This window comes from Shewanella goraebulensis, from assembly GCF_030252245.1.
GTDB classification, from domain to species: Bacteria; Pseudomonadota; Gammaproteobacteria; order Enterobacterales; family Shewanellaceae; genus Shewanella; species Shewanella goraebulensis.
On record NZ_CP126972.1, the window covers coordinates 3,632,805 to 3,655,873 of the forward strand.

The window sequence follows — 23,069 nt, forward strand, 5'->3', positions numbered from 1 at the left end:
GCTATCTCCTACGCTAATGCCAACAGTGGCGAGCCAACTGTCACAGCATCACCTTGTTTAACTGATACATTACGAATAACACCCGTAGTTGCAGCACGAACTTCGGTTTCCATTTTCATCGCTTCTAAAATGATGATCACATCACCTTCATTAACTTGATCGCCATCCTTAACCAAGACTTTGAAGATATTGCCTGAAAGTGGCGCATTCATCGTGGTTTTGATTTCATTACTTACAGGTGCGTGTGGCGCAAGTGGCGCTGGAGCTTGTGAACCGGCAGATTCTGCTGCGGTCGGAACAATTTGACTAATATCACCGCCTTCACTAACTTCAACTACAAAGTTTTGACCTTGTACATTTACGGTGTAAGTCTCTGGACCTTTCTCAGCTTTTGCAGCTGGTACGGCCATGTCATCAGCACTTGGTACAGGCTCAAATGCATCAGGATTACCACGATTTGATAAGAACTGTAGACCAATTTGATTAAACAATGCGTAAGTCATTACATCGTCATCAGATTCAGCAGCTAAGGCAAAGTTGTCTTTCTTAGCGATGTCAGTTAGCTCTGCACGAAGTTTATCTAACTCTGGCTCAATAAGGTCTGCTGGGCGGCATGTAATAGCTTCTGCGCCATCTAATACACGAGCTTGTAGCTCTGCATTAACTGGAGCTGGTGTAGCGCCGTATTCGCCTTTTAGTACGCCTTCAGTTTCTTTGGCCAGAGTTTTATAACGTTCGCCCATTAATACATTGATAACTGATTGGGTACCCACAATTTGAGATGTTGGGGTCACTAGGGGTAAAAAGCCTAAATCTTCACGGACACGTGGAATTTCTTCAAGCACAGCATCCATTTTGTCTGCCGCTCCTTGCTCTTTCAGTTGGTTTTCCATGTTGGTTAACATGCCACCTGGAACTTGAGCGCGGAGAATGCGTGAATCAATGCCTTTTAGTGCACCTTCAAAGCGCGCATACTTTTTACGTACTTCTCTGAAGTAAGCGGCTATCTCTTCGAGCGTTGCCATGTCATAACCAGTAGAGCGGCCATTATCTTCCGCCATCGCTACCAATGTCTCAGTGGCTGAGTGACCATAGGTTTGGCTCATAGATGAAATGGCCGTATCAAGCACATCAATACCCGCCTCAATGGCTTTTTGGTAAGTTGCAGTGCTCAAGCCAGTTGTCGCATGACAATGCATAGACACAGTTAAATCAGTTTGCGACTTTAAACGGCTAATAAGGTCGTAGGCTTCCATTGGCTTAAGTAAACCAGCCATATCTTTAATACAAAGCGAATCACAACCTAAGTCTTCAAGATTTTTAGCCATTGAAACCCAAGTATCAACCGTGTGAACTGGGCTAGTGGTAAATGAAATCGTGCCTTGTGCATGACCACCAACCTGTTTAACAGCTTTAACAGCGGTTTCGAGATTACGTACATCGTTCATGGCGTCAAACACACGGAACACGTCAACACCGTTTGTGTGGGCGCGTTCAACAAAGCGAGTCACTACGTCATCAGCGTAGTGGCGGTAACCTAATAAATTCTGACCACGCAATAACATTTGCTGTGGTGTATTTGGCATAACTTTTTTAAGTTCGCGAATACGATCCCAAGGATCTTCACCTAAATAACGAATACAAGAATCAAACGTTGCACCACCCCATGACTCTAAAGACCAAAAACCAACTTTATCCAGTAAAGGAGCGATAGGTAACATATCGTCTAAACGAAGGCGGGTTGCCAAAATAGACTGATGGGCGTCTCGTAGTACTACGTCGGTTAACGCTAAAGGCTTGCTCATAAAAACTCCTAAACTTTAATCTTTTGCACGATACTGATGAATAGCAGAAGTAATTGCCGCTATTAACTTAGGATCAAGTGTTGCTGATGCTGCGACAGGTGCTGGCACATGAGCAACGGCAGGTTGATTCTCTGACTTGCATAATCTGGCGACAATTTTAATGCCGACAATTAGCATACTTAAAAATATGAATACTAAGCTCATCCCCATTATCATCACGCCTAGGGCGTTAAATAATTGCTCAGATATTGAAGTCATACATCCTCTCTTGTCTTAATGTTCAATCAGCGATTGCACATAGGATCCATTTATACTGCGTAAAGCCGATGAAGTCTTTTAGGTCAATAAACGATGCACCATTTTTAAGCATCAAGTATTGGGTTAACGCCACTTAGAATAATTATTCAGTCCATATTAACCAATTTCAGATTATATAAAACTGTTTAAACTATTAGGTTTGGTTATATTAAAATTTTCACCGACGAAAAATATAACCAATCTATAACAATTTTTCCAACATCTTGTAAATTGGTCAGACCAAAAATAACAATATTCAACCACACTATATGATAATTCAATAAAAATATTGCGACTACACTGAGGATTATTCAAATTTGTAGGTTTTATTCAAAAAATGACAAGATTATGACGAGTTAGCTATAAAAAGAGATATCAAGAATAAGAACAACCAATCGCCCCAAACCTGTGCAGCCATGCTAAAAAGCATAAATATGTCATTTTTATCGCTCGAAGATGACTAAATATGAAAAAGAACGCTTGAATGGGATGCAAACTAGTGAAGTATTCTGGCCACTATGACTAATGGTACTAACTTTCTCTTTATGGCTTTAATTTAGTAGAGAGGAAATCTAAAGCGTATTCAGTCGGAACGACTTATATATAAGACGTGTTTGTAACAGATAAGCATTGAGGGGAATTATAAAAAGATCTGGAAGGCGTGAATTTCAGGTAAAAAAATACCCTGTAGTGATCTACAGGGTATTTTCTTAAACATGGTGCGGATGGGAGGATTCGAACCTCCGACCGCCTGGTTCGTAGCCAGGTACTCTATCCAGCTGAGCTACATCCGCAAATTTTTTACTATCACTTCATACTCAGTGCTAATTGAGCTTAGTTGCATATTCAATATATGCAAATAATGGCGGAGAGGGAGGGATTCGAACCCTCGATGGGAGTTAAAGCCCATACTCCCTTAGCAGGGGAGCGCCTTCGGCCACTCGGCCACCTCTCCGAATTATGGTGCGGATGGGAGGATTCGAACCTCCGACCGCCTGGTTCGTAGCCAGGTACTCTATCCAGCTGAGCTACATCCGCATAATTTGGTATGAATTTTATATGGTGCGGATGGGAGGATTCGAACCTCCGACCGCCTGGTTCGTAGCCAGGTACTCTATCCAGCTGAGCTACATCCGCATATATAAAATGGTAAAGCTTTTGAATAATTTAATGGTGCGGATGGGAGGATTCGAACCTCCGACCGCCTGGTTCGTAGCCAGGTACTCTATCCAGCTGAGCTACATCCGCTCATTAAATAACTCAAACACAAAAATAGCAATGGTGCGGATGGGAGGATTCGAACCTCCGACCGCCTGGTTCGTAGCCAGGTACTCTATCCAGCTGAGCTACATCCGCATCGCTTACTATTTTTTAAGAAATGGCGGAGAGGGAGGGATTCGAACCCTCGATGGGAGTTAAAGCCCATACTCCCTTAGCAGGGGAGCGCCTTCGGCCACTCGGCCACCTCTCCGTTTCTTGGGCGGTATATTACTGTTTGAAGAAAATAAGTCAAACCCTTTTTCAGAAACATATATTCATTTGAACTGTTTTTAATCATATTGCCGACTTAAGCCACAAATATTGTCAATTCACCGTGCCGATTTTTGTGTTTTATGATCAAAACAATTAAATCTAGTTTTAACGCTCGCAGGAAAAAGGTTCGTTTAAAATCTTTATATCCATTTCTAGCGATTATTTGATTTATACACAAACTACAAATAAGACTAGCAATACAATGAGTTTAGAAAACAGCCGTAATTAGCATCATTATTAATGAGTGAAGCCCTAAAGTTGAGAATATTGAGACTAAAAGAGAAGAATTGGAAGTCTCCAGAAGAAGATACCTTGAAGAATTTAGATAACTAAACTGCACTATGAAAGTAATAAGCAGGTTTAAAATAAAGCATTAAATTTTAGGTACAAAAAAACCAGCTTGCACTGGCTTTAATAGTATAACGCTTCACAATTCTGATTTATCAGAAATTGCCACCCTCAGGTGCAGTGTTTCCAGATTTTTCAGACTGAATACGTTGGTAAATTTCTTCACGGTGAACTGATACTTCTTTAGGTGCATTCACACCGATACGCACTTGGTTACCTTTAACACCCAGCACAGTAACAGTAACTTCATCACCTATCATTAATGTTTCGCCTACACGACGAGTCAAAATCAGCATTCGATTGCTCCTTTAGTCCAATCAGCATACACCAGCTTCTATCCGTAATATGCGCGTTTTAATAGTGTTAGCTTAATACAAATCATTAGTGACGACACTAAATCAATAAAAATTTTAAGCTTTTTAGCGTAAAAAATCGAAAATCGACGATATTTGGCAATTTACAGGTCTACTTGTATCAAGCTGTTAACATTTGCAGACCATTCTTTAGACAAAGCTAAAACAGAACCTTCAAAACAAGTTGATGCTTTCATAAACAAAAAAGCATAAAAAACTATACTCAATTAATTTACAGTGCTTTGAACCAGATTTTAATAAAAAACGATGTCTCATAACTCGTTAATCGACATCGATATTTATACTATGCCAAACCTTCAACAATCCCTCAAGCCATAAAGCAACAGACTTTAATTGTTGATGAAATAACGTAACTCAAATCACTTTATTAATCTCATTTCATTAATAACGCTTAACTTAGTTATTTCATCAATCTTTGCTTGGCAATATCGCTTTAGAGTTTTTATCTATGTTTAATTAGTTTAAGCGTTCACTTAACCAAGGTTGAACCAATGCTAAAGCATCATCGAGCTTCTCTGGCTGAGTACCACCAGCTTGTGCCATATCTGGACGTCCACCGCCCTTACCGCCAACCTGCTGTGCAACCATAGCAACTAGCTCACCAGCTTTAACTTTACCGACTAAATCTTTACTCACACCGGCAATTAAGTTCACTTTGCCTTCGTTTGCTATACCTAATACGATAATTGCCGAGTTAAGCTTTTGCTTCAGCTCATCTTGCAACCCACGTAATGATTTAGGATCAACACCCTCAAGCTTTTTAACTAATACTTTAACGCCGTTAAGCTCAATCGCTTCGCCAGCGATATCAGCACTTGCAGCAGCAGCCAGCTTATCTTTTAACTGCGACATTTCTTTTTCAAGTTGTTTCACTTTATCAAGCTGAGCTTTTAGTTTAACAACCACTGAAGCCGAATCTGACTTTAATAGTGAGGCCGCTTTATCAAGTTGCGCTTGTTGTTCAGCGACATACGCCATCGCAGCAGCACCTGTAACTGCTTCAATACGACGAATACCTGCAGCAATACCACCTTCAGAAGTGATTTTGAATAAACCAATATCACCAGTACGGCCTACGTGAGTACCACCACATAGCTCAATAGAGAAATCTCCCATTGTTACCACACGTACTTCACTGTCATATTTTTCACCAAACAAGGCCATTGCGCCCTGCTCTTTGGCTTCATCAATTCCCATAACCGCAGTTTTTAACTGATGATTACGACGAATTTGAGTATTTACCATATCTTCAACTTGCTTAAGCTCTGCAGCGGTAACAGCTTCAAAATGAGCAAAGTCAAAACGTAAACGTTCAGGGTTAACCAAAGAACCTTTTTGATTTACATGAGTACCTAATACATTGCGAAGAGCAGAATGTAATAAGTGGGTTACTGAGTGATTTAATTGCGTGCGGTGACGTAATTTCTTATCCACTTCTGCCGTAACAGTTTGGCCAACAGTTAAAGTACCTGAGGTTAACTTACCTTCATGACCGAAGGCTTGACCAAATATTTGAGTATCAGCAACTTTGAAAACATTCTCATCAATAGTCAGTTGACCTTTATCACCAACTTGGCCGCCTGATTCTGCGTAGAACGGCGTATTATCTAGTACGATAACAGCTTCTTGTCCTGCGCTAAGTGACTCTACAGCAACACCTTCAACGTAAATTGCAGTTACAGCACCTTGACCATTTAATTCGGTATAACCACAGAATTCAGTCTCACCTTCGATTTTCAGGCCACTATTATAATCAGTACCAAAGTTACCAGCTGCTTGTGCACGGCTTCTTTGTTCAGCCATTGCTGCTTCGAAACCTGTTTCATCAACGGTAATATCACGCTCACGGCAAACATCTGCAGTTAAATCCACAGGGAAACCATAAGTGTCGTATAGTTTGAACGCAGTTTCGCCATCAAGCACCTTGGTGCTTAACTGATTTAATGCGGTATCTAAAATGCCTAAACCACGTTCTAGCGTTCTAGCAAATTGCTCTTCTTCTGCTTTTAAAGATTTTTCAATTATCGCTTGCGCTTCAACAAGACCCTTACCTGCATCACCCATCACTTCAATCAGTGTTGGAAGTAACTTATAGAAGAAAGTGTCATTGGCACCAAGCTTGTTTCCGTGACGTACTGCACGGCGAATGATACGACGCAGAACATAACCACGGCCTTCATTCGATGGCATAACACCATCAGCGATAAGGAAAGAACAAGAACGAATGTGATCAGCAATTACACGTAATGATTTATTCTCTAAATCTTCAACGCCAATGATCTCTGCCGCTTTTTTAATTAACGCTTGGAAAATATCAATTTCGTAGTTTGAATGAACGCCTTGCATAATTGCAGCAATACGCTCGATACCCATACCAGTATCAACAGATGGTTTTGGTAGCGGCTTCATTTCACCGTCAGCTTGACGGTTATACTGCATGAATACGATGTTCCAAATCTCAATAAAGCGATCGCCATCTTCTTCAGGCGTGCCAGGACGGCCGCCCCAAATGTGCTCACCATGATCATAAAAAATTTCAGAACATGGACCACAAGGGCCTGTATCACCCATCTGCCAGAAATTATCTGATGCATATGGTGCACCTTTATTGTCGCCAATACGGATAATATTTTCAGCAGCAACACCAATCTTTTTATTCCAGATTTCAAATGCTTCATCATCTGTATCATAGATAGTGACGCATAACTTCTCTGTAGGTAATTTCAATGTTTCAGTTAGGAAGTTCCATGCGTAAGAAATCGCTTCTTCTTTAAAGTAATCACCGAAGCTGAAGTTACCTAACATTTCGAAGAACGTATGGTGACGAGCGGTATAACCCACATTGTCTAAATCATTATGTTTACCACCAGCACGAACACAGCGTTGTGACGTTGTCGCACGTGTGTAACCACGGTTTTCTAAGCCAAGAAAAGCTTCTTTAAACTGGTTCATACCAGCATTAGTGAATAATAACGTTGGGTCGTTATGAGGTACTAAAGAGCTACTATCGACAACTTGGTGTCCGTTGTTACCAAAATACGCTAAAAATGCGCTTCTTAATTCTGTGGTGGTCTGAAACATGAAATCGCCCTAAATGGATAAATTCTATTTATCATGAAGCTGTATATCAGCTCGAATATTGGCAACATTATATACTTAAACAAACTGAAGGTGCGAGAATCTAGCGGCTTAGATTAGCGATTTTATTACATTGAATGGCGATTGAGTTAATCGGCTATTCAATTTTGCTCACGTAGATACCATGAAAAATGACTAAATAGCTTATATTTTGACAACTAAGACAGTGCAGCTAATAGTGATTTCACGGAGATGATAAAAAAAGAACATAAAAAATCGCGATGGGCATGTGCCTATCGCGATTAAGATATTTGCATCAAGTGGCTAGCAATTCGCCTTTAACCAAAGTTTAGAAAACTTAAGTTAAACTAAACTTAAAACACTTCACCAGTTTCTAAGTCAATGTTTTCATCAGACTCAGCAGGAGCTGCATCTTTTTCTTTGCTTAGTAGCATTTGACGTAAGTTAGCTTCAATCTCTTCAGCAATTGCTGGGTTCTCAACTAAATACTTACCTGCATTCGCACGGCCCTGACCAATTTTATTGCCTTGGTAGCTGTACCATGCACCTGCTTTTTCAACAAGCTTATGTGCTACACCTAAATCAACTAATTCCCCTGTACGGTTAATACCTTTTCCGTAAAGGATTTGGAATTCAGCTTGTCTAAATGGCGCAGCAATTTTGTTCTTAACCACTTTAACGCGGGTTTCGTTACCCACTACAGCATCGCCATCTTTAATTGCACCAGTACGACGGATATCTAAACGAACAGAAGCATAAAACTTAAGTGCGTTACCACCTGTTGTGGTTTCTGGGTTACCAAACATTACACCGATTTTCATACGGATTTGGTTAATAAAGATAAGCAAAGTATTTGATTGCTTAAGGTTACCTGCCAGCTTACGCATTGCTTGGCTCATCATACGTGCCGCTAGGCCCATATGTGAATCACCAATTTCACCTTCAATTTCAGCTTTAGGAGTCAATGCAGCAACTGAATCGACAATGATAACGTCAACCGCGCCAGAGCGAGTTAATGCATCACAAATCTCAAGCGCTTGCTCTCCAGTATCTGGCTGAGAACATAAAAGGTTATCAATATCTACACCTAAATTCTTAGCATAGATAGGATCAAGAGCATGCTCGGCATCGATAAAGGCGCAAGTTTTACCTTGGCGTTGCGCTGCAGCAATCACTTCAAGTGTTAAGGTTGTTTTACCTGAAGATTCTGGACCGTAAATTTCTACGATACGACCCATAGGTAAACCACCAGCACCTAATGCAACATCCAATGAAAGCGAACCAGTAGAAATAGTTTCAACATCCATTGTGCGATCAGCGCCCAATTTCATGATTGAACCTTTACCAAATTGCTTTTCAATTTGACCTAGTACGGCGTTTAGCGCTTTCTCTTTATTTGGATCTGCTTTCATTCTCTTTATCCCTTTAAGGTGACTCAGTTCGGCATGCGAACTTGGTAACGAATAAATTTGTCTGTCTAACAATATGAGCTCAGTATACTGTATAATCATACAGTATCAATAGTTACTGTATACTTTTTTGACATTAATTGAGCCACAATAAAATAAAACCTTAAAAATCAATGGTTAGATGTAGATATAAATTTTTACCATCAAAACTCACTCACAAAAAACCACTGTATATACAGGTAGAGGATACTGTAAACATCTGAGATATAAACTATTTAACTTGTTTAAAATTCCACTAGTTAACCCTTTAAACACGACTGTATGAAGATAGCTTATTGGGAATCAAACTAATTATTGTTAAGATGAGCGCCGTAAACAATTCCGTGTTAAAGCCAGATTAAGAGCAACGACTTAATGACCGTAAATGAAGACCCAAGTTTAGAAAAGCATACCCCAATGATGCGTCAATATTTAACGCTAAAAGCACAGCATCCTGAGATGTTGTTGTTTTATCGTATGGGGGACTTTTATGAATTATTTTATGAAGATGCCAAGCTGGCTTCTGAATTACTTGGGATTTCACTTACAGCACGAGGTAAAAGTGGTGGTAATGCGATTCCGATGGCAGGCTTACCCTATCATGCAGTTGAAGGTTACCTCGCAAAACTGGTTCAAATAGGACAGTCTGTCGCCATTTGTGAGCAGGTTGGCGATCCTGCAACGAGTAAAGGCCCAGTAGAACGTAAAGTTGTACGAATCGTAACGCCGGGGACCTTAACCGATGAAGCTCTGCTACAAGAAAGACAAGACAATTTACTTGCTGCTGTTTATCAAGGTAAAACTGGCTACGGCTATGCGACCTTAGATGTGTCATCAGGTCGCTTTGTGGTTGTTGAACTTGAAAATGCAGAAACGTTGGAAGCTGAATTACAGCGCACAAGTCCAGCAGAACTACTTTACAGCGAAGACTTGGCTGATCGTCACTTAATCGAAAACCTTAAAGGAATAAGACGCAGACCTGAATGGGAATTTGATTACGATACTAGTATTCAGTTATTGCTAGAGCAGTTTGGTACTAAAGACCTACACGGTTTTGGCATAACAAACGCAAGGCTGTCGCTGCAAGCTGCTGGCTGTTTGATGCAATACGTCAAAGACACCCAAAAAACGTCTTTACCACATATCAATAGCATCACCATGTTTAATCAGGCTGATACTATTATTCTAGATGCTGCCACAAGACGTAATCTTGAGTTAACAGTTAACTTGTCAGGATCTCGGGATAACACACTTGCATGGGTATTAGATAAAACGGCTACACCGATGGGCAGTCGAATGCTGCAACGCTGGATCCATCAACCCCTTCGAGATCAACAGCATATCAGCCAACGCCAACAAGCCGTTGCAGAATTGATTGAAACAGGTTTATACGCCGATTTACACCAGCAATTAAAAGCCCTTGGCGACATTGAACGTATCATGGCTCGTTTGGCGATACGCAGTGCACGTCCTCGAGATTTTGCACGACTACGCCAAGCATTAGCATTATTACCTGAGATTCAACAAACCTTAAGCCATTGCAATCAAGATGAAGTAAAGCGATTAGCTGGGTTACTTGGTGAATTCCCTGAACAACAACAGCTATTAGAAGCGGCCATTGTAGATAGCCCACCTATGCTTATTCGTGACGGCGGCGTTATTCGCACTGGCTATAATGCACAGCTCGATGAATGGCGTGGTCTTAGTGAAGGTGCTAATGATTATTTAGTGCAAATGGAAGCCCGTGAAAAAGAGCAAACCGGGATAAACACCTTAAAAGTCGGCTATAACCGCGTCCACGGTTATTACATTGAAGTAAGTCGGTTACAATCAGATCAAGTGCCACTGAGTTATCAACGTCGCCAAACCCTAAAAAATACTGAACGCTATATCACTCCAGAGCTTAAAGAGTACGAAGAAAAAGTCCTTTCAAGCCAAGGTAAGGCTCTGGCAATTGAAAAACAACTTTGGGAAGAGTTATTCGATCTACTCTTACCTAAATTACACGAATTACAGCAATTTGCTCAAGCGGCTTCAGAATTAGATGTACTGAGCAACTTTGCAGAACGAGCTGAAACCTTAGGTTATCATTGCCCTCAAATCAGCAATGACATCGGAATTAATATTGAAGCAGGTCGTCACCCTGTTGTCGAATTAGTCAGCCAAGCACCGTTCATTGCTAACCCGGTTGTGTTAGCACCAGAGCGACGTATGTTGATTGTTACTGGTCCGAATATGGGTGGTAAATCGACTTACATGAGACAAGTTGCACTAATCACCTTAATGGCTCATATTGGCAGCTTTGTTCCTGCACAAAAAGCGGTTATTGGTCCTATTGATCGCATATTTACCCGTATTGGCGCATCTGACGATCTTGCCTCTGGTCGCTCAACCTTCATGGTAGAAATGACTGAGACAGCCAATATTCTTCATAATGCGACGTCAAAAAGTTTAGTGTTAATGGATGAAATTGGCCGCGGAACATCAACCTATGATGGATTATCTCTTGCTTGGTCAGCAGCGGAATACTTAGCCGAAAAAGTGGCAGCATTAACGTTGTTCGCAACCCACTACTTCGAATTAACCCAATTACCTGAACAGATGATAGGTGCTGCCAACGTACATTTAGATGCTGTTGAACATGATGACACGATTGCCTTTATGCATGCTGTTCAAGAAGGTGCTGCGAGTAAAAGCTACGGCTTACAAGTCGCATCTTTAGCAGGTGTTCCAGCTCATGTGATTAAAGCCGCTAAACAAAAACTGCATATGCTTGAAAGCAGAGACTTGGCAAACACTCACCAAGTCCCCATTCAAGAAGCCCTTAATCTGACAATGCCAGAGCCACAATCATCAGCAGCCACCGAAAAGCTCAGCCAAATTAATCCAGATGATTACAGCCCTAAACAAGCACTAGACATGCTTTACGAGCTTAAAAGACTAGCCAGTTTGTAAATAAGGTTACTTTCCAAGTGAAACAAAAAAGCCGCTACGATAAACTTTAGCGGCTTTTTGCTGTCATTAACTCGGAGTTAAAAGACCTACTTTTCAAGGGATTTTAATGCATCAGTATCAACATCTTTCATCACTTCACGCTCTAATGCATGTTGCGCAGCTAAGTCATTACTTTTCTTTTGTTGTTGTAGTTTTTGCTGCTCAATACTCATTCTGACTTGTCGTTGAATTGACTCTTGCTCTGTTTCGCACTGCCTGAAACCATCACTCCAACCTTGAGCATAATCAGCTTCTTCATTAAAACGTTTAACGTCTTTTTTGAATTCATCAAACAAACTGCCACCCGCTTTATTACCACTATCACAACCATCTTGAAAACCATCAGCATAGGCCAAAGGATAACCTTGCTCAATCATACTATCGCGAGTACTTTGACAAGCAGAAATAATAAATAAGCTTAGTGGTAATAAGATTAAAACGATTTTTTTATTCATAAAAAACCTCATATGACAGAATCAATAAATAATAAAAAAGGGCATAAATGCCCTGTTTACTTTGAAATTTTAAAAGTGTTAACTTCTAAATAATGCTTCAACAGACAAGCCTTGAGCACCTAAAACATCTTTCAATCGTTTCAATGCTTCTACTTGAATTTGGCGAACACGTTCACGTGTTAATCCAATTTCAGCACCAACATTTTCTAATGTAGATGGTTCATAACCGAGTAAACCAAAACGTCTTGCTAGCACTTCACGTTGTTTGGTATTTAACTCATTTAGCCATCCTACTATTGAATTAGATAAGTCTTCATCTTGTACTTTATAATCTGGCCCAACAGAATCATCATCAGCAATCACATCAAGTAAGGCTTTATCGTTATCACCACCTAAAGGGGTATCAACTGAGGTGATTTTTTCGTTTAGCTTTAACATGCGGCTTACATCGCTGGTAGAGACATCAAGAGTGTCAGCGATTTCTTCAGCCGTTGGCTCATGATCTAGTTTTTGAGCTAGCTGTCTTGCTGTACGTAAGTACACATTAAGCTCTTTAACGACATGAATAGGTAAACGAATAGTACGGGTTTGATTCATGATAGCTCTCTCGATGGTTTGTCTAATCCACCAAGTCGCATAAGTTGAAAAACGGAATCCTCGCTCTGGGTCAAATTTTTCGACCGCGCGAATAAGCCCTAGATTGCCTTCTTCAATAAGATCAAGTAACGCTAAACCTCGGTTGTTATACCTTCTGGCAATTTTAACAACCAAGCGTAAATTACTTTCTATCATGCGGTTACGAGACTTCTCGCAGCCTTTGAGTGCTTTACGTGAAAAGAAGACTTCTTCTTCTGCACTAAGCAAAGGGGAAAAACCGATCTCACCTAGATATAGCTGAGTGGCGTCAAGATTCTTTTGCAGATCATCTTGAACTTGTTGATCAATATCGGATTGCTGCCCTTCTTTGGCTTTTCCTGCCTTCGGCGCAACCTCTTGTGGTTGTGTAGCTAAATCCATAAGCTCTACTGCGACTGCAGCGTTTTGTTTTTGGCTCATATGGTGCTCTCCCAAACCTGGTAAATTTAATTAAACTAGTGCACTTGCCTATCCTCCGTTTTAATGTGAACTAAACAATTAGCGTTTAGGTAAGTAATTTAATGGGTTAACAGACTTACCATGTAGACGTATTTCAAAATGTAACATCACTTGGTTTGCCCCTGTGCTACCCATTTTCGCTACTGTCTGTCCAGCATTTACATATTGCTTTTCTTTGACCAATATTGAATCTGCATGGGCATATGCACTTAAATAGTCATCGTTATGTTTGATAATAACCAAATTACCATAACCACGAAGTGCATTACCTGCATAAACAACTCTTCCATCAGCAGCGGCTTTAATAATATCGCCACGAGAACCTGCAACCTTAATTCCTTGATTGCCCTGCTGAGTTGTAGAGAAATATCCTATTATTCTGCCTTTATTTGGCCAGTTCCACTTACTTACTTTCTTCGGTAAGCCCTGAACAGGATTTTTAGCTACTTGAACCGTTTTTTCTGGGGTAGTTTTTACAGAATACGCAGGCTTAGCTTTGTGATCAAGCTCTTTTTTTGTACTATTTTTGCTAGCTGACGTACTAGCTTGTTTTGGCACTGTAGTCTGTTTTGGCTGTGTTTTCTTTACGGGCGTGGGTTTGGTGTTCGCTATAGCAACCGGTTTAGAAACAGTTTTAGTGGCTGCAGGTTTATATAATTTTAAGGTCTGACCAGGATAAATTGTATATGGCGCTTTTAGCTTATTGTAAGCAGCAATATCACTGAAGTCCTTGCCTGCTCCCCATGAAATTGAATACAAGGTATCACCGCGCTTAACTTTGTAGCTTCCGGCGGTTATTGACCCTTTATTATATTTAGGACCAGCAGATGATGAAATGCTTTGTACAGGTGCAGGGCTATGAGCTTGAAAGCTACAGCCTGATAAAAAAATTATCAAAAAAATAATGCAAAGCCAATTGTGATACTTCAAGCATTCTCTCCAGCTAAAACAGGAAATATCATCCTAGTTAAGCAAGTTCGCCATTAACCAACGGTACAAATTTAACTGCTTCAATGATTTGCGATTTAAATTCATTATTATTTCGAGTTATTTTTAACAGTTGTTGTGAGTCTTCGCCTACGGGAATGACTAATACTCCACCTTCGGAGAGTTGGCTTAATAATGCCTCTGGTACTGAAGATGCAGCAGCGGTGACCATAATCGCATCAAAGGGGGCTTTATTTTGCCAACCTTTCCATCCGTCGCCATATTTAAATGACACATTGTGTAGATCTAAACGTTTCAATCTTTGCCTTGCTTGGATTTGCAAAGCTTTGATTCGTTCAATTGTGCATAGTTGTGGTACCAACTGAGCTAAGATTGCAGCTTGATAACCCGAACCCGTACCAATTTCTAACACTTTAGCGGGATTATGTTGCAATAATAGTTCAGTCATACGCGCTACAATATAAGGCTGAGATATCGTTTGTCCTTGCCCGATAGGCAATGCAGTATTTTCATAAGCTTTATGAGCAAGTGCACCGTCTAAGAATAACTCTCTAGGTGTATTAGAAACGGCTTCTAAAACCGCACTATTACAAATGCCAGCTTCCTGTAGTTTTCTCGCTAAATTGATAGCAACAGTTGAGGCTATCTGACTCATAGTTTTTTTACCCAGTTCTCTAAACCAGCAAGCTGGTTATATGCTGTTAAATCGACCGTTAGCGGCGTGATTGAAACATAACCTTGTTCAACTGTACCAAAGTCAGTATCCGCACCGGCATCTTGTTCTTTTCCTGGCGGGCCAAGCCAATATATATCGCGCCCAGCAGGGTCTTGAGACTTAATCATACCCTCGGCTTTATGCCTTGAACCTAAGCGAGTCACCTTCATTCCTTTAATTTGCTCTAAAGGCAAATCCGGAACATTTACATTTAAAATTTGATCGCTATTGATTGGATGATCAAGCAAACCTTGCACAATTTTGACAGCGTAAACTGCCGCAGTTTTATAGTGTATTAACTCTTTACCCACTAGAGAAACCGCAATAGCAGGTAACCCTAAGAATCGCCCTTCAGTCGCAGCCGCAACAGTGCCAGAATACAAGGTATCATCGCCCATGTTCGCTCCAGCATTAATACCAGAAACTACAATATTGGGCTCAGTTTCACATAATTCTCTTATGGCTAAATGAACGCAATCAGATGGCGTGCCATTGACCGAAGTATAACCATTATCTAAGTTATTAATTCTTAATGGGTTAGTCAAGGTCAAAGAGTTACTTGCTGCTGAGCAATTACGATCTGGAGCAACAACTTTTACTTTCGCAATTTGGCTTAATTCTTCAGCTAGCGCTTTTATGCCAGCAGCGGTTACGCCATCATCATTGCTAACGAGTATATTAATCACGCTGTTGGCTCTTGTTTAAGTTCTTGTTCAGACTCTTGTTTAGAAAGTGAGGCTGAAGCTTTGGCAAGCGCTTGTTGTTGAGCTGCAGCATTTTGCTCGGCCACCATTTGTTGGCGTTTCACCTCTTGCACGTCTTGATAATCCAGTAACTCTCTAAGAACTGACGTTGCATAACTGCCTGCCGGTAAAATGAATTCAATAATTAAGTTATTTTGTTCAAGTCGATATTTCATCGCTTGTGGCTTAAGCAATAAAGGACGACGCTCTTGTTCTAGCCCAGCTTGTTCAAGTCCTGCAAGATCTTGAGTTAATTCGGCTAAAGCAGCTTGCTCTACAGACGCTGCATCAGCTTGAGGAAGCATTGCGCCTCGACCCCATAACGGCGCAGATAATTGAATGTCGTTATCAGACAAACGTTTTAGCGTAGCAGGATCCCATTTTTCAGTGACAAAAAAGCTCTTACTACCTGCAAGCATTACGCAATCGCCCGTTAATGGTGCGACACTATGATGGTGTAATCGGTATGAGACAACCTGATTAAATACATTTGAACGAACAGCTGACAGATACATGCTACGTTTTTTGCGATCTTTTACTTTTTTACCAGCCAACATTTGTTGGCCAAAAATTAAATTTTTGCCTTGATGACCAAAACGTTGTTCACCAAAGTAATTTGGTACACCTGTTTCAATGACCTGTTGGATACGTTTTTCAACAGCATCTTTATCTGACACATTTCGTAATGTCAGCTCAAAGCGATTACCTAATAACGCGCCAATACGTAATTTTTTACTATGACGCTGGCTCGATAAAATAGTCAAACGAGCTTGGTTAGTGTCATTACCTCTACTTGAAGTATCTGCAGATGCTTCTGTATTTGGCGTTGTTAAGGATTGCCAATCAGGGGTTTCTTTACCAGGAATTCGCACACCGAACCATTGTTCGGTGACCGCATTTTTGTCTTTTTGACCTGCGTAAGTCACTTCTTTTTGATGTACCTTTGCAAACTTAGCCAGCATCTCAGCCACTTGATTGGTGTTCAAGCCCTCTTTACGAACATGGATCATATGATGCTCACCTTCCCCTGTAGGACTAAAAGGCAGCATTTCCTTCACGATAAAGTCGCTATTGAAAGTGCGTAAATCAGCGGTGCAGGTAGGTTTATCAAAAAGGTAATGTAACGAGCTCATGTCATGTTCTCAAAATATTAGGTTTATTGTGGCTAACGGCTAACTAACTTTTATAGTTTTATAATGCTTTGGACATCAAAACAACAGATTCAACCGCAATGCCTTCTTTACGTCCGGTAAAACCTAATTTTTCAGTCGTGGTCGCTTTCACATTAATGTTATCAATGGCTGTTTCTAAATCTTGCGCTAAGCATTCTCTTATCGCTTGAATATGCGGGAGCATTTTAGGTGCCTGAGCAATAATTGTGACATCAAGATTACCGATAACAAACTGCTTTTGCTTGGCTAATTTATAACAATGCCTTAAAAGTACTCTACTGTCAGCGCCTGCAAACTCTGAATCAGTATCTGGAAAATGCTTACCTATATCACCTAAAGCCATAGAACCTAGAATCGCATCTGAAATAGCATGTAAGACCACATCACCATCAGAGTGAGCAATCAGACCTGTTTCATAAGGTACGGTAACACCACCTAATATTAACGGCTTGTCACCACCGAATTTATGTACGTCAAATCCATGCCCAATTCGTATATTCATTATTTTTGATTACCGTTGATTATATTACTGTTATTGCTATAAATTTTAATGATTAACACTTTTTAACCTGAGTTATACCATTAAAGCGACTCAATGTTGGCTAAAAATAGCTTAGCTAATTGTAAATCATCTGGATGAGTGACTTTAATATTATCAGCCCTACCTGATACTAACCCAGGATTCACGCCTGCCCATTCCATTGCGCTCGCTTCATCGGTGATATTAACGCCTTGTTCAAGGGCTGCAGATAAATTTTGTTTTAGTTGCTGACTAGGGAACAATTGTGGAGTTAACGCATGCCACAAATTATCACGGCAAACTGTTTCAGCTATTTCAACTTTACTTACAGCTTTGTCCGCAGCATTAGCAACAATACTTCTCTTCATTGTGTCTCTCACTGGCATAGCTAAAATTGCCCCTTGGCTATGCACAGCACGAGACTCGAGTAACTTATCGATATCAGTTTGAGTTAAACAAGGTCTAGCTGCATCATGGACCAGTGACCAAGTCGAGTGCTCACTCGTAATATCAGTAGTTACATCATTGGTTTCATCATCTAAGCTATTCAATGCAGCAAGAACTGAGTCAGCACGCTCGTTGCCGCCTATTACTGTCAAAACTTTTTCATGATTGGCTTGTGTTAGTTTTGCAAAAAAGTCATCTTCAGGGTGCAATGCCACAATCACTTTGCTGATGTCAGGATGTGAAATTAAACTATCCAAGGTATGCGCTAATATGGTTTGTTCGCCAAGCATTAAGTATTGCTTAGGAATAGACGCGCCCATTCTGGCACCAATGCCAGCAGCTGGCACAATAGCGACAACAGATTGCTTTGCAGACTTCATAATGTTTACTGACCAAATGTAGAATTATTTCGGGGATTATTACCAACAACACGATAGAAAGTTTCACCTTCTTTGACCATACCCAACTCATTACGCGCACGCTCTTCGATGGCTTCTGTGCCACTTTTTAAATCTACGATTTCAGCAATTAGCACTTGGTTACGGGCGATCAGTTTGTTATTACTTTCTTGTTGGCTGGCAATCTGCTTTTGCAGATTCATATACTGGGAAAGATTGTTCTCGCCTAACCAAAGTCGATACTGCAACAAGCCTACTAAGATAATCAGTAATAGTAAAAGTCGTTTCATAAATCGGTTATCAGCGATATTTATTAGTAATTGTTACGTTATAGTACAACAAAAAAGGCCACCGAGTGGTGGCCTTTTTAAGATTTAGTAAAGATTAAGCTTGGCCTTTCACTTCTTTAAGACCGTTGTAAGGTGCTTTTTCACCTAATGCTTCTTCGATACGAAGCAGTTGGTTGTACTTAGCAACACGATCAGAACGGCTTAAAGAACCCGTTTTAATTTGGCCTGCTGCAGTACCAACGGCTAGATCAGCAATGGTTGCATCTTCAGTTTCACCACTACGGTGAGAAATTACAACGGTAAAACCAGCATCTTTAGCCATTTTTATCGCAGCTAAAGTTTCAGTTAATGAACCAATTTGGTTGAACTTGATTAAGATAGAGTTAGCAATACCATTATCGATACCACGCTTCAAAATCTTAGTGTTAGTTACGAATAAGTCATCACCAACCAATTGAATTTTGTCACCCATCAATTTAGTTTGATGTGCAAAACCTTCCCAATCTGATTCATCAAGACCATCTTCGATAGAAACGATTGGATATTCTTTAGTAAGATCTTGTAAGAAGTAGTTAAACTCTTCAGAAGTGAATTTCTTACCTTCACCTTTAAGATCGTAGATGTTGGCTTCTTTATCAAAGAATTCAGAAGCAGCACAATCCATCGCTAAAGTGATGTCTTTACCTAACTCGTAACCTGCATTCGCCACAGCCACTTTAATCGCAGCTAAAGCAGAAGCATTTGATGGAAGGTTTGGTGCGAAACCACCTTCATCACCTACTGCAGTTGAATGGCCGTCAGCTTTAAGTACTTTTGCTAGGCTATGGAAAACTTCAGCGCCCATTCTTAGGCCTTCACGGAAGTTAGCAGCGCCAACTGGTTGGATCATAAACTCTTGGATATCAACACTGTTGTCAGCATGCTCACCACCATTGATGATGTTCATCATTGGTAGAGGCATAGAGTAAACACCAGGAGTACCGTTTAAGTCAGCGATGTGCGTATATAAAGGTACTTTCTTTGAAGCCGCTGCCGCTTTTGCTGCTGCTAAAGAAACTGCCAAGATTGCGTTTGCGCCAAACTTAGCTTTGTTTTCAGTGCCATCTAGGTCAATCATGATTTGGTCAAGTTCAGCTTGAGCCAATGCATCTTTACCTTTTAACGCCTGCGCGATTGGACCATTAACAGCTTCAACCGCTTTTAATACACCTTTACCTAAGTAACGAGCTTTGTCGCCGTCACGTAATTCTAATGCTTCACGTGAACCAGTAGAAGCACCTGAAGGAGCAGCAGCCATACCGAAAGAACCATCAGCAAGATGGACTTCAGCTTCAACTGTTGGGTTACCGCGTGAATCCATGATTTCGCGACCAATGACATTAATAATGTTAGCCATAACTTCCTCGATAAATGTAATATAAAATTAAAATAGAAAATCAATACCAGTAATCAGCAACATTTCTATAATTGAAGATTGATTATTGGTATTTCACTTTCAGTTTGGTAATTAATTGTCAACTAGAAGCATAGCATAGACCTATTATCCTGACGCTTCAACTATCAAAGTGACAACTTGGAATACACCATGAAAAAAAAGCCATTGATGAACTCATCAATGGCTTTCGTTATCTAGCTAGCTTCACCTTTTTGATGAGCAGCAGCAGCGGCTACAAACCCTTCAAATAGAGGGTGACCATCACGCGGTGTTGAGGTGAACTCAGGGTGGAATTGACCAGCAACAAACCAAGGGTGATTTGGCAGCTCAATCATTTCAACTAATTTGCGGTCAGATGATAGACCACTGAATACTAAGCCTGCTTTCTCTAAGCGCTCAACATAATTGTTGTTCACTTCAAAACGATGGCGATGACGCTCAACACAAGTATTAGAATTGTAAGCAGCAGCAGCTTTAGTACCATCAGCTAAATGACATAGCTGAGCACCTAAACGCATTGTGCCACCTAAATCAGATTCTTCATGGCGAGTTTCAACATTACCTTCTTCATTGATCCACTCAGTGATCAAACCAATCACAGGATGATCAGTCTTAGAATTGAACTCAGTTGAATGAGCATCAGCAAGCTTAGCTACGTTACGAGCAAACTCAATAAGAGCCACTTGCATACCTAAACAGATACCGAAATAAGGGATGTTGTTTTCACGTGCGTATTGAGCCGCAAAAATCTTACCTTCAACACCACGCTCACCGAAACCGCCAGGAACTAAAATGCCGTCCAAGCCAGTTAAGACTTCAGCGCCTTTTGCTTCAACAGTTTGTGAATCAACATATTGAATGTTCACTGTCACGCGGTTTTTAAGGCCTGCATGTTTTAATGCTTCATTTACTGACTTATATGCATCTGGTAATTCAATGTATTTACCCACCATACCGATAGTGATTTCACCAGTTGGGTTAGCTTCTTGATAAATAACATTTTCCCATTCAGATAAATCAGCTTCTTTACAATCAATACCAAAACGCTTGATAACTAACTCATCAAGGCCTTGTGAACGAAGTAAAGCTGGGATTTTGTAAATACTATCTACGTCTTTTAACGAGATAACCGCTTTTTCTTCTACATTACAGAACAGCGAGATTTTCGCTTTTTCGTTTGCAGGAATTGCGCGGTCACCACGACAAACTAATACGTCTGGCGCGATACCAATTGAGCGAAGCTCTTTTACAGAGTGCTGTGTTGGTTTAGTTTTAATTTCGCCTGCAGCGCCTAAGAATGGCACTAACGTCAAATGCATGAATAAAGTGCGGTCACGTCCTAGCTCAGCACTTAGTTGACGAATTGATTCTAAGAATGGCAGTGATTCGATATCACCTACTGTGCCACCGATTTCTACGATAGCAACATCATGGCCTTCGCCACCTTCAAGTACTTTTTCTTTAATCGCATTAGTAATATGCGGAATGACCTGAATAGTTGCGCCTAAATAGTCACCACGACGTTCTTTACGTAGCACTTGCTCGTAAATACGACCAGTAGTGAAGTTATTACGACGGTTCATTTTGGTACGAATAAAACGTTCGTAATGACCTAAATCTAAATCAGTTTCAGCACCATCTTCAGTAACGAATACTTCACCATGCTGAGTTGGGCTCATGGTACCTGGATCGACGTTAATGTATGGGTCCAGTTTCATAATGGTTACATTGAGGCCACGCGCCTCTAAAATTGCTGCTAGAGATGCTGCTGCAATGCCTTTACCTAGTGAAGAAACAACGCCACCAGTTACGAAGATATACCTTGTAGTCATGCTGAACCTGAGAATGTGAGTTTGAAAAATACGTGCTTGTAAGAAAGCACTAGGACGGGGCGACATTCTACCAAAATTGCTCGATAACAACAAACAATAAACTCATTAAATTGCGATAATAATGTTTAATAAGCCAACAGCCTCATTCTATGTGTTTTTTAGGCCATCAAAGCAATGAGTACTAAGGCAGGTTGCCGTCACTTATACATCGACTCACGCTGATTTAAGCCTAAATTTTTAAAGCCTTTCCTGTTGTTTAACTTGATCCCAATATGCGTCTAACTCATCTAAAGAGTGTTCATTCATCGACTTTCCGCTTTGCTTAGCAAAGTGCTCTACACCACGGAAACGTCGTTCAAACTTTTGGTTTGCTTGTCTTAAAGCTTGCTCAGGTTCAACGCCCAAATGTCTTGCCATATTAGCAACAGCAAATAACAAATCGCCCATTTCATCGACCACACGTTCATGATAAATCTCTAGCTGCGTTTTAAGGTGTTGTGCCTCTTCCATCACTTCATCGATTTCTTCATGGACTTTAGCCACAACTGGCGCTAAATCAGGCCAATCAAACCCTACCTTAGCGACTCTTTTTTGAATTTTTATCGAACGATTTAATGCAGGCAGAGCCACAGGAATATCATCGAGTAATGAAAACTGCTGTTTTTGCTCGCGCTCCGTTTGTTTAATTGCATCCCAGGATTGTTTAACTTTTTCCGCATTGGCACGTGGCGAACTGGTGCCACTATCCTTAACGGTAAACACATGGGGATGACGCCGCGTCAGCTTGTCACAAATTTTCTCAACCACAACAGCAAAGTCAAACATGCCCTGCTCACTCGCCAACTGACAATAAAACACCACCTGAAACAGTAGATCACCTAGTTCATCAGGCAGCGATTCAAAATCAGCTTGTTCTATTGCATCCGCTACTTCATAAGCTTCTTCGAGCGTAAATGGCACAATCGTCGCAAATGTTTGTTGTTTATCCCAAGGACAACCGGTTTCAGGATCGCGTAACTTCTCCATAATCGTTAATAATGGTTGAATAATATTATGAGTTTGAGATGACTCTTTAGACATGGAAAATATCCAAATAATTAGGACTAAACAAAAAGGTGGTA

The 23,069-nt window shown here is 40.6% G+C and carries 18 protein-coding genes and 7 tRNA genes; 1 reads left to right on the forward strand and 24 read right to left on the reverse strand.

From position 1 onward, the window contains the following. Positions 1 to 8: 8 nt before the first annotated feature. The 12 genes from oadA to recA form a co-directional block, all read right to left on the reverse strand. On the reverse strand, positions 9 to 1,805 hold the full coding sequence (oadA, locus tag QPX86_RS15395; protein ID WP_285163142.1) for a sodium-extruding oxaloacetate decarboxylase subunit alpha: 1,797 nt from the start codon (positions 1,803 to 1,805) through the stop codon (positions 9 to 11). Between the two features lie 15 nt (positions 1,806 to 1,820). Continuing rightward, positions 1,821 to 2,063 carry an OadG family protein gene (locus QPX86_RS15400; protein WP_220752763.1) on the reverse strand — a complete coding sequence of 81 codons (243 nt, stop codon included), beginning with the start codon at positions 2,061 to 2,063 and terminating at the stop codon, positions 1,821 to 1,823. Between the two features lie 756 nt (positions 2,064 to 2,819). Continuing rightward, positions 2,820 to 2,896: transfer RNA gene (locus QPX86_RS15405), tRNA-Arg, on the reverse strand. A 69-nt stretch (positions 2,897 to 2,965) separates the two neighbouring features. Next, positions 2,966 to 3,057 (reverse strand) — tRNA-Ser (locus tag QPX86_RS15410). 6 nt (positions 3,058 to 3,063) lie between these two features. Continuing rightward, a tRNA-Arg gene (locus tag QPX86_RS15415) sits at positions 3,064 to 3,140 on the reverse strand. A 22-nt stretch (positions 3,141 to 3,162) separates the two neighbouring features. Beyond that, a tRNA-Arg gene (locus QPX86_RS15420) sits at positions 3,163 to 3,239 on the reverse strand. A gap of 34 nt (positions 3,240 to 3,273) precedes the next feature. After that, positions 3,274 to 3,350: transfer RNA gene (locus QPX86_RS15425), tRNA-Arg, on the reverse strand. Positions 3,351 to 3,381: 31 nt separating this feature from the next. Beyond that, positions 3,382 to 3,458 (reverse strand) — tRNA-Arg (locus tag QPX86_RS15430). Between the two features lie 23 nt (positions 3,459 to 3,481). Beyond that, a tRNA-Ser gene (locus QPX86_RS15435) sits at positions 3,482 to 3,573 on the reverse strand. A gap of 505 nt (positions 3,574 to 4,078) precedes the next feature. Beyond that, entirely contained in the window at positions 4,079 to 4,279 is a 201-nt protein-coding gene (csrA, locus tag QPX86_RS15440) for a carbon storage regulator CsrA (RefSeq protein ID WP_220752765.1), read from the reverse strand. A gap of 534 nt (positions 4,280 to 4,813) precedes the next feature. Then, positions 4,814 to 7,438 carry an alanine--tRNA ligase gene (alaS, locus tag QPX86_RS15445; RefSeq protein ID WP_285163143.1) on the reverse strand — a complete coding sequence of 875 codons (2,625 nt, stop codon included), beginning with the start codon at positions 7,436 to 7,438 and terminating at the stop codon, positions 4,814 to 4,816. 371 nt (positions 7,439 to 7,809) lie between these two features. Continuing rightward, a complete protein-coding gene (recA, locus tag QPX86_RS15450) occupies positions 7,810 to 8,868 on the reverse strand; it encodes a recombinase RecA (protein ID WP_220752782.1) in 1,059 nt (352 codons plus the stop codon). Between the two features lie 411 nt (positions 8,869 to 9,279). On the opposite strand from recA, the gene mutS reads away from it, so the two are divergent. Next, entirely contained in the window at positions 9,280 to 11,859 is a 2,580-nt protein-coding gene (gene mutS, locus QPX86_RS15455) for a DNA mismatch repair protein MutS (protein WP_285163144.1), read from the forward strand. A gap of 86 nt (positions 11,860 to 11,945) precedes the next feature. Here the strand turns inward: mutS and QPX86_RS15460 are convergent, their stop codons facing one another. The 12 genes from QPX86_RS15460 to mazG all read right to left on the reverse strand — a co-directional run bounded on the left by QPX86_RS15460 (position 11,946) and on the right by mazG (position 23,028). Beyond that, a complete protein-coding gene (locus QPX86_RS15460) occupies positions 11,946 to 12,353 on the reverse strand; it encodes a hypothetical protein (protein ID WP_220752788.1) in 408 nt (135 codons plus the stop codon). Positions 12,354 to 12,431: 78 nt separating this feature from the next. Next, positions 12,432 to 13,409, reverse strand: coding sequence for an RNA polymerase sigma factor RpoS (gene rpoS, locus QPX86_RS15465; protein ID WP_220752789.1), 978 nt, complete (start codon positions 13,407 to 13,409; stop codon positions 12,432 to 12,434). Positions 13,410 to 13,487: 78 nt separating this feature from the next. Further along, positions 13,488 to 14,378: a peptidoglycan DD-metalloendopeptidase family protein gene (locus QPX86_RS15470; protein WP_220752791.1), complete on the reverse strand. Its 891-nt coding sequence runs from the start codon at positions 14,376 to 14,378 to the stop codon at positions 13,488 to 13,490. Positions 14,379 to 14,415: 37 nt separating this feature from the next. Next, positions 14,416 to 15,051, reverse strand: a complete 636-nt coding sequence (locus QPX86_RS15475) for a protein-L-isoaspartate(D-aspartate) O-methyltransferase (protein ID WP_220752792.1) — start codon at positions 15,049 to 15,051, stop codon at positions 14,416 to 14,418. After that, a complete protein-coding gene (gene surE / locus QPX86_RS15480) occupies positions 15,048 to 15,797 on the reverse strand; it encodes a 5'/3'-nucleotidase SurE (protein ID WP_285163145.1) in 750 nt (249 codons plus the stop codon). Before surE ends, QPX86_RS15475 begins: the two co-directional genes overlap by 4 nt. Then, on the reverse strand, positions 15,794 to 16,987 hold the full coding sequence (truD, locus tag QPX86_RS15485; RefSeq protein WP_285163146.1) for a tRNA pseudouridine(13) synthase TruD: 1,194 nt from the start codon (positions 16,985 to 16,987) through the stop codon (positions 15,794 to 15,796). The genes surE and truD overlap by 4 nt, the downstream gene beginning before the upstream one ends. 58 nt (positions 16,988 to 17,045) lie before the next feature. Then, complete coding sequence (gene ispF, locus QPX86_RS15490) at positions 17,046 to 17,528, reverse strand: 2-C-methyl-D-erythritol 2,4-cyclodiphosphate synthase (protein WP_220752797.1); 483 nt, start codon at positions 17,526 to 17,528, stop codon at positions 17,046 to 17,048. An 80-nt stretch (positions 17,529 to 17,608) separates the two neighbouring features. Beyond that, positions 17,609 to 18,373: a 2-C-methyl-D-erythritol 4-phosphate cytidylyltransferase gene (ispD, locus tag QPX86_RS15495; RefSeq protein WP_220752798.1), complete on the reverse strand. Its 765-nt coding sequence runs from the start codon at positions 18,371 to 18,373 to the stop codon at positions 17,609 to 17,611. 5 nt (positions 18,374 to 18,378) lie between these two features. Then, positions 18,379 to 18,681: a cell division protein FtsB gene (gene ftsB, locus QPX86_RS15500; protein ID WP_220752804.1), complete on the reverse strand. Its 303-nt coding sequence runs from the start codon at positions 18,679 to 18,681 to the stop codon at positions 18,379 to 18,381. A gap of 94 nt (positions 18,682 to 18,775) precedes the next feature. Then, a complete protein-coding gene (gene eno, locus QPX86_RS15505) occupies positions 18,776 to 20,077 on the reverse strand; it encodes a phosphopyruvate hydratase (protein ID WP_220752805.1) in 1,302 nt (433 codons plus the stop codon). A 233-nt stretch (positions 20,078 to 20,310) separates the two neighbouring features. After that, on the reverse strand, positions 20,311 to 21,948 hold the full coding sequence (locus QPX86_RS15510) for a CTP synthase (RefSeq protein ID WP_220752806.1): 1,638 nt from the start codon (positions 21,946 to 21,948) through the stop codon (positions 20,311 to 20,313). A 237-nt stretch (positions 21,949 to 22,185) separates the two neighbouring features. After that, positions 22,186 to 23,028, reverse strand: coding sequence for a nucleoside triphosphate pyrophosphohydrolase (gene mazG / locus QPX86_RS15515; protein ID WP_285163147.1), 843 nt, complete (start codon positions 23,026 to 23,028; stop codon positions 22,186 to 22,188). Between the last annotated feature and the right edge of the window lie 41 nt (positions 23,029 to 23,069).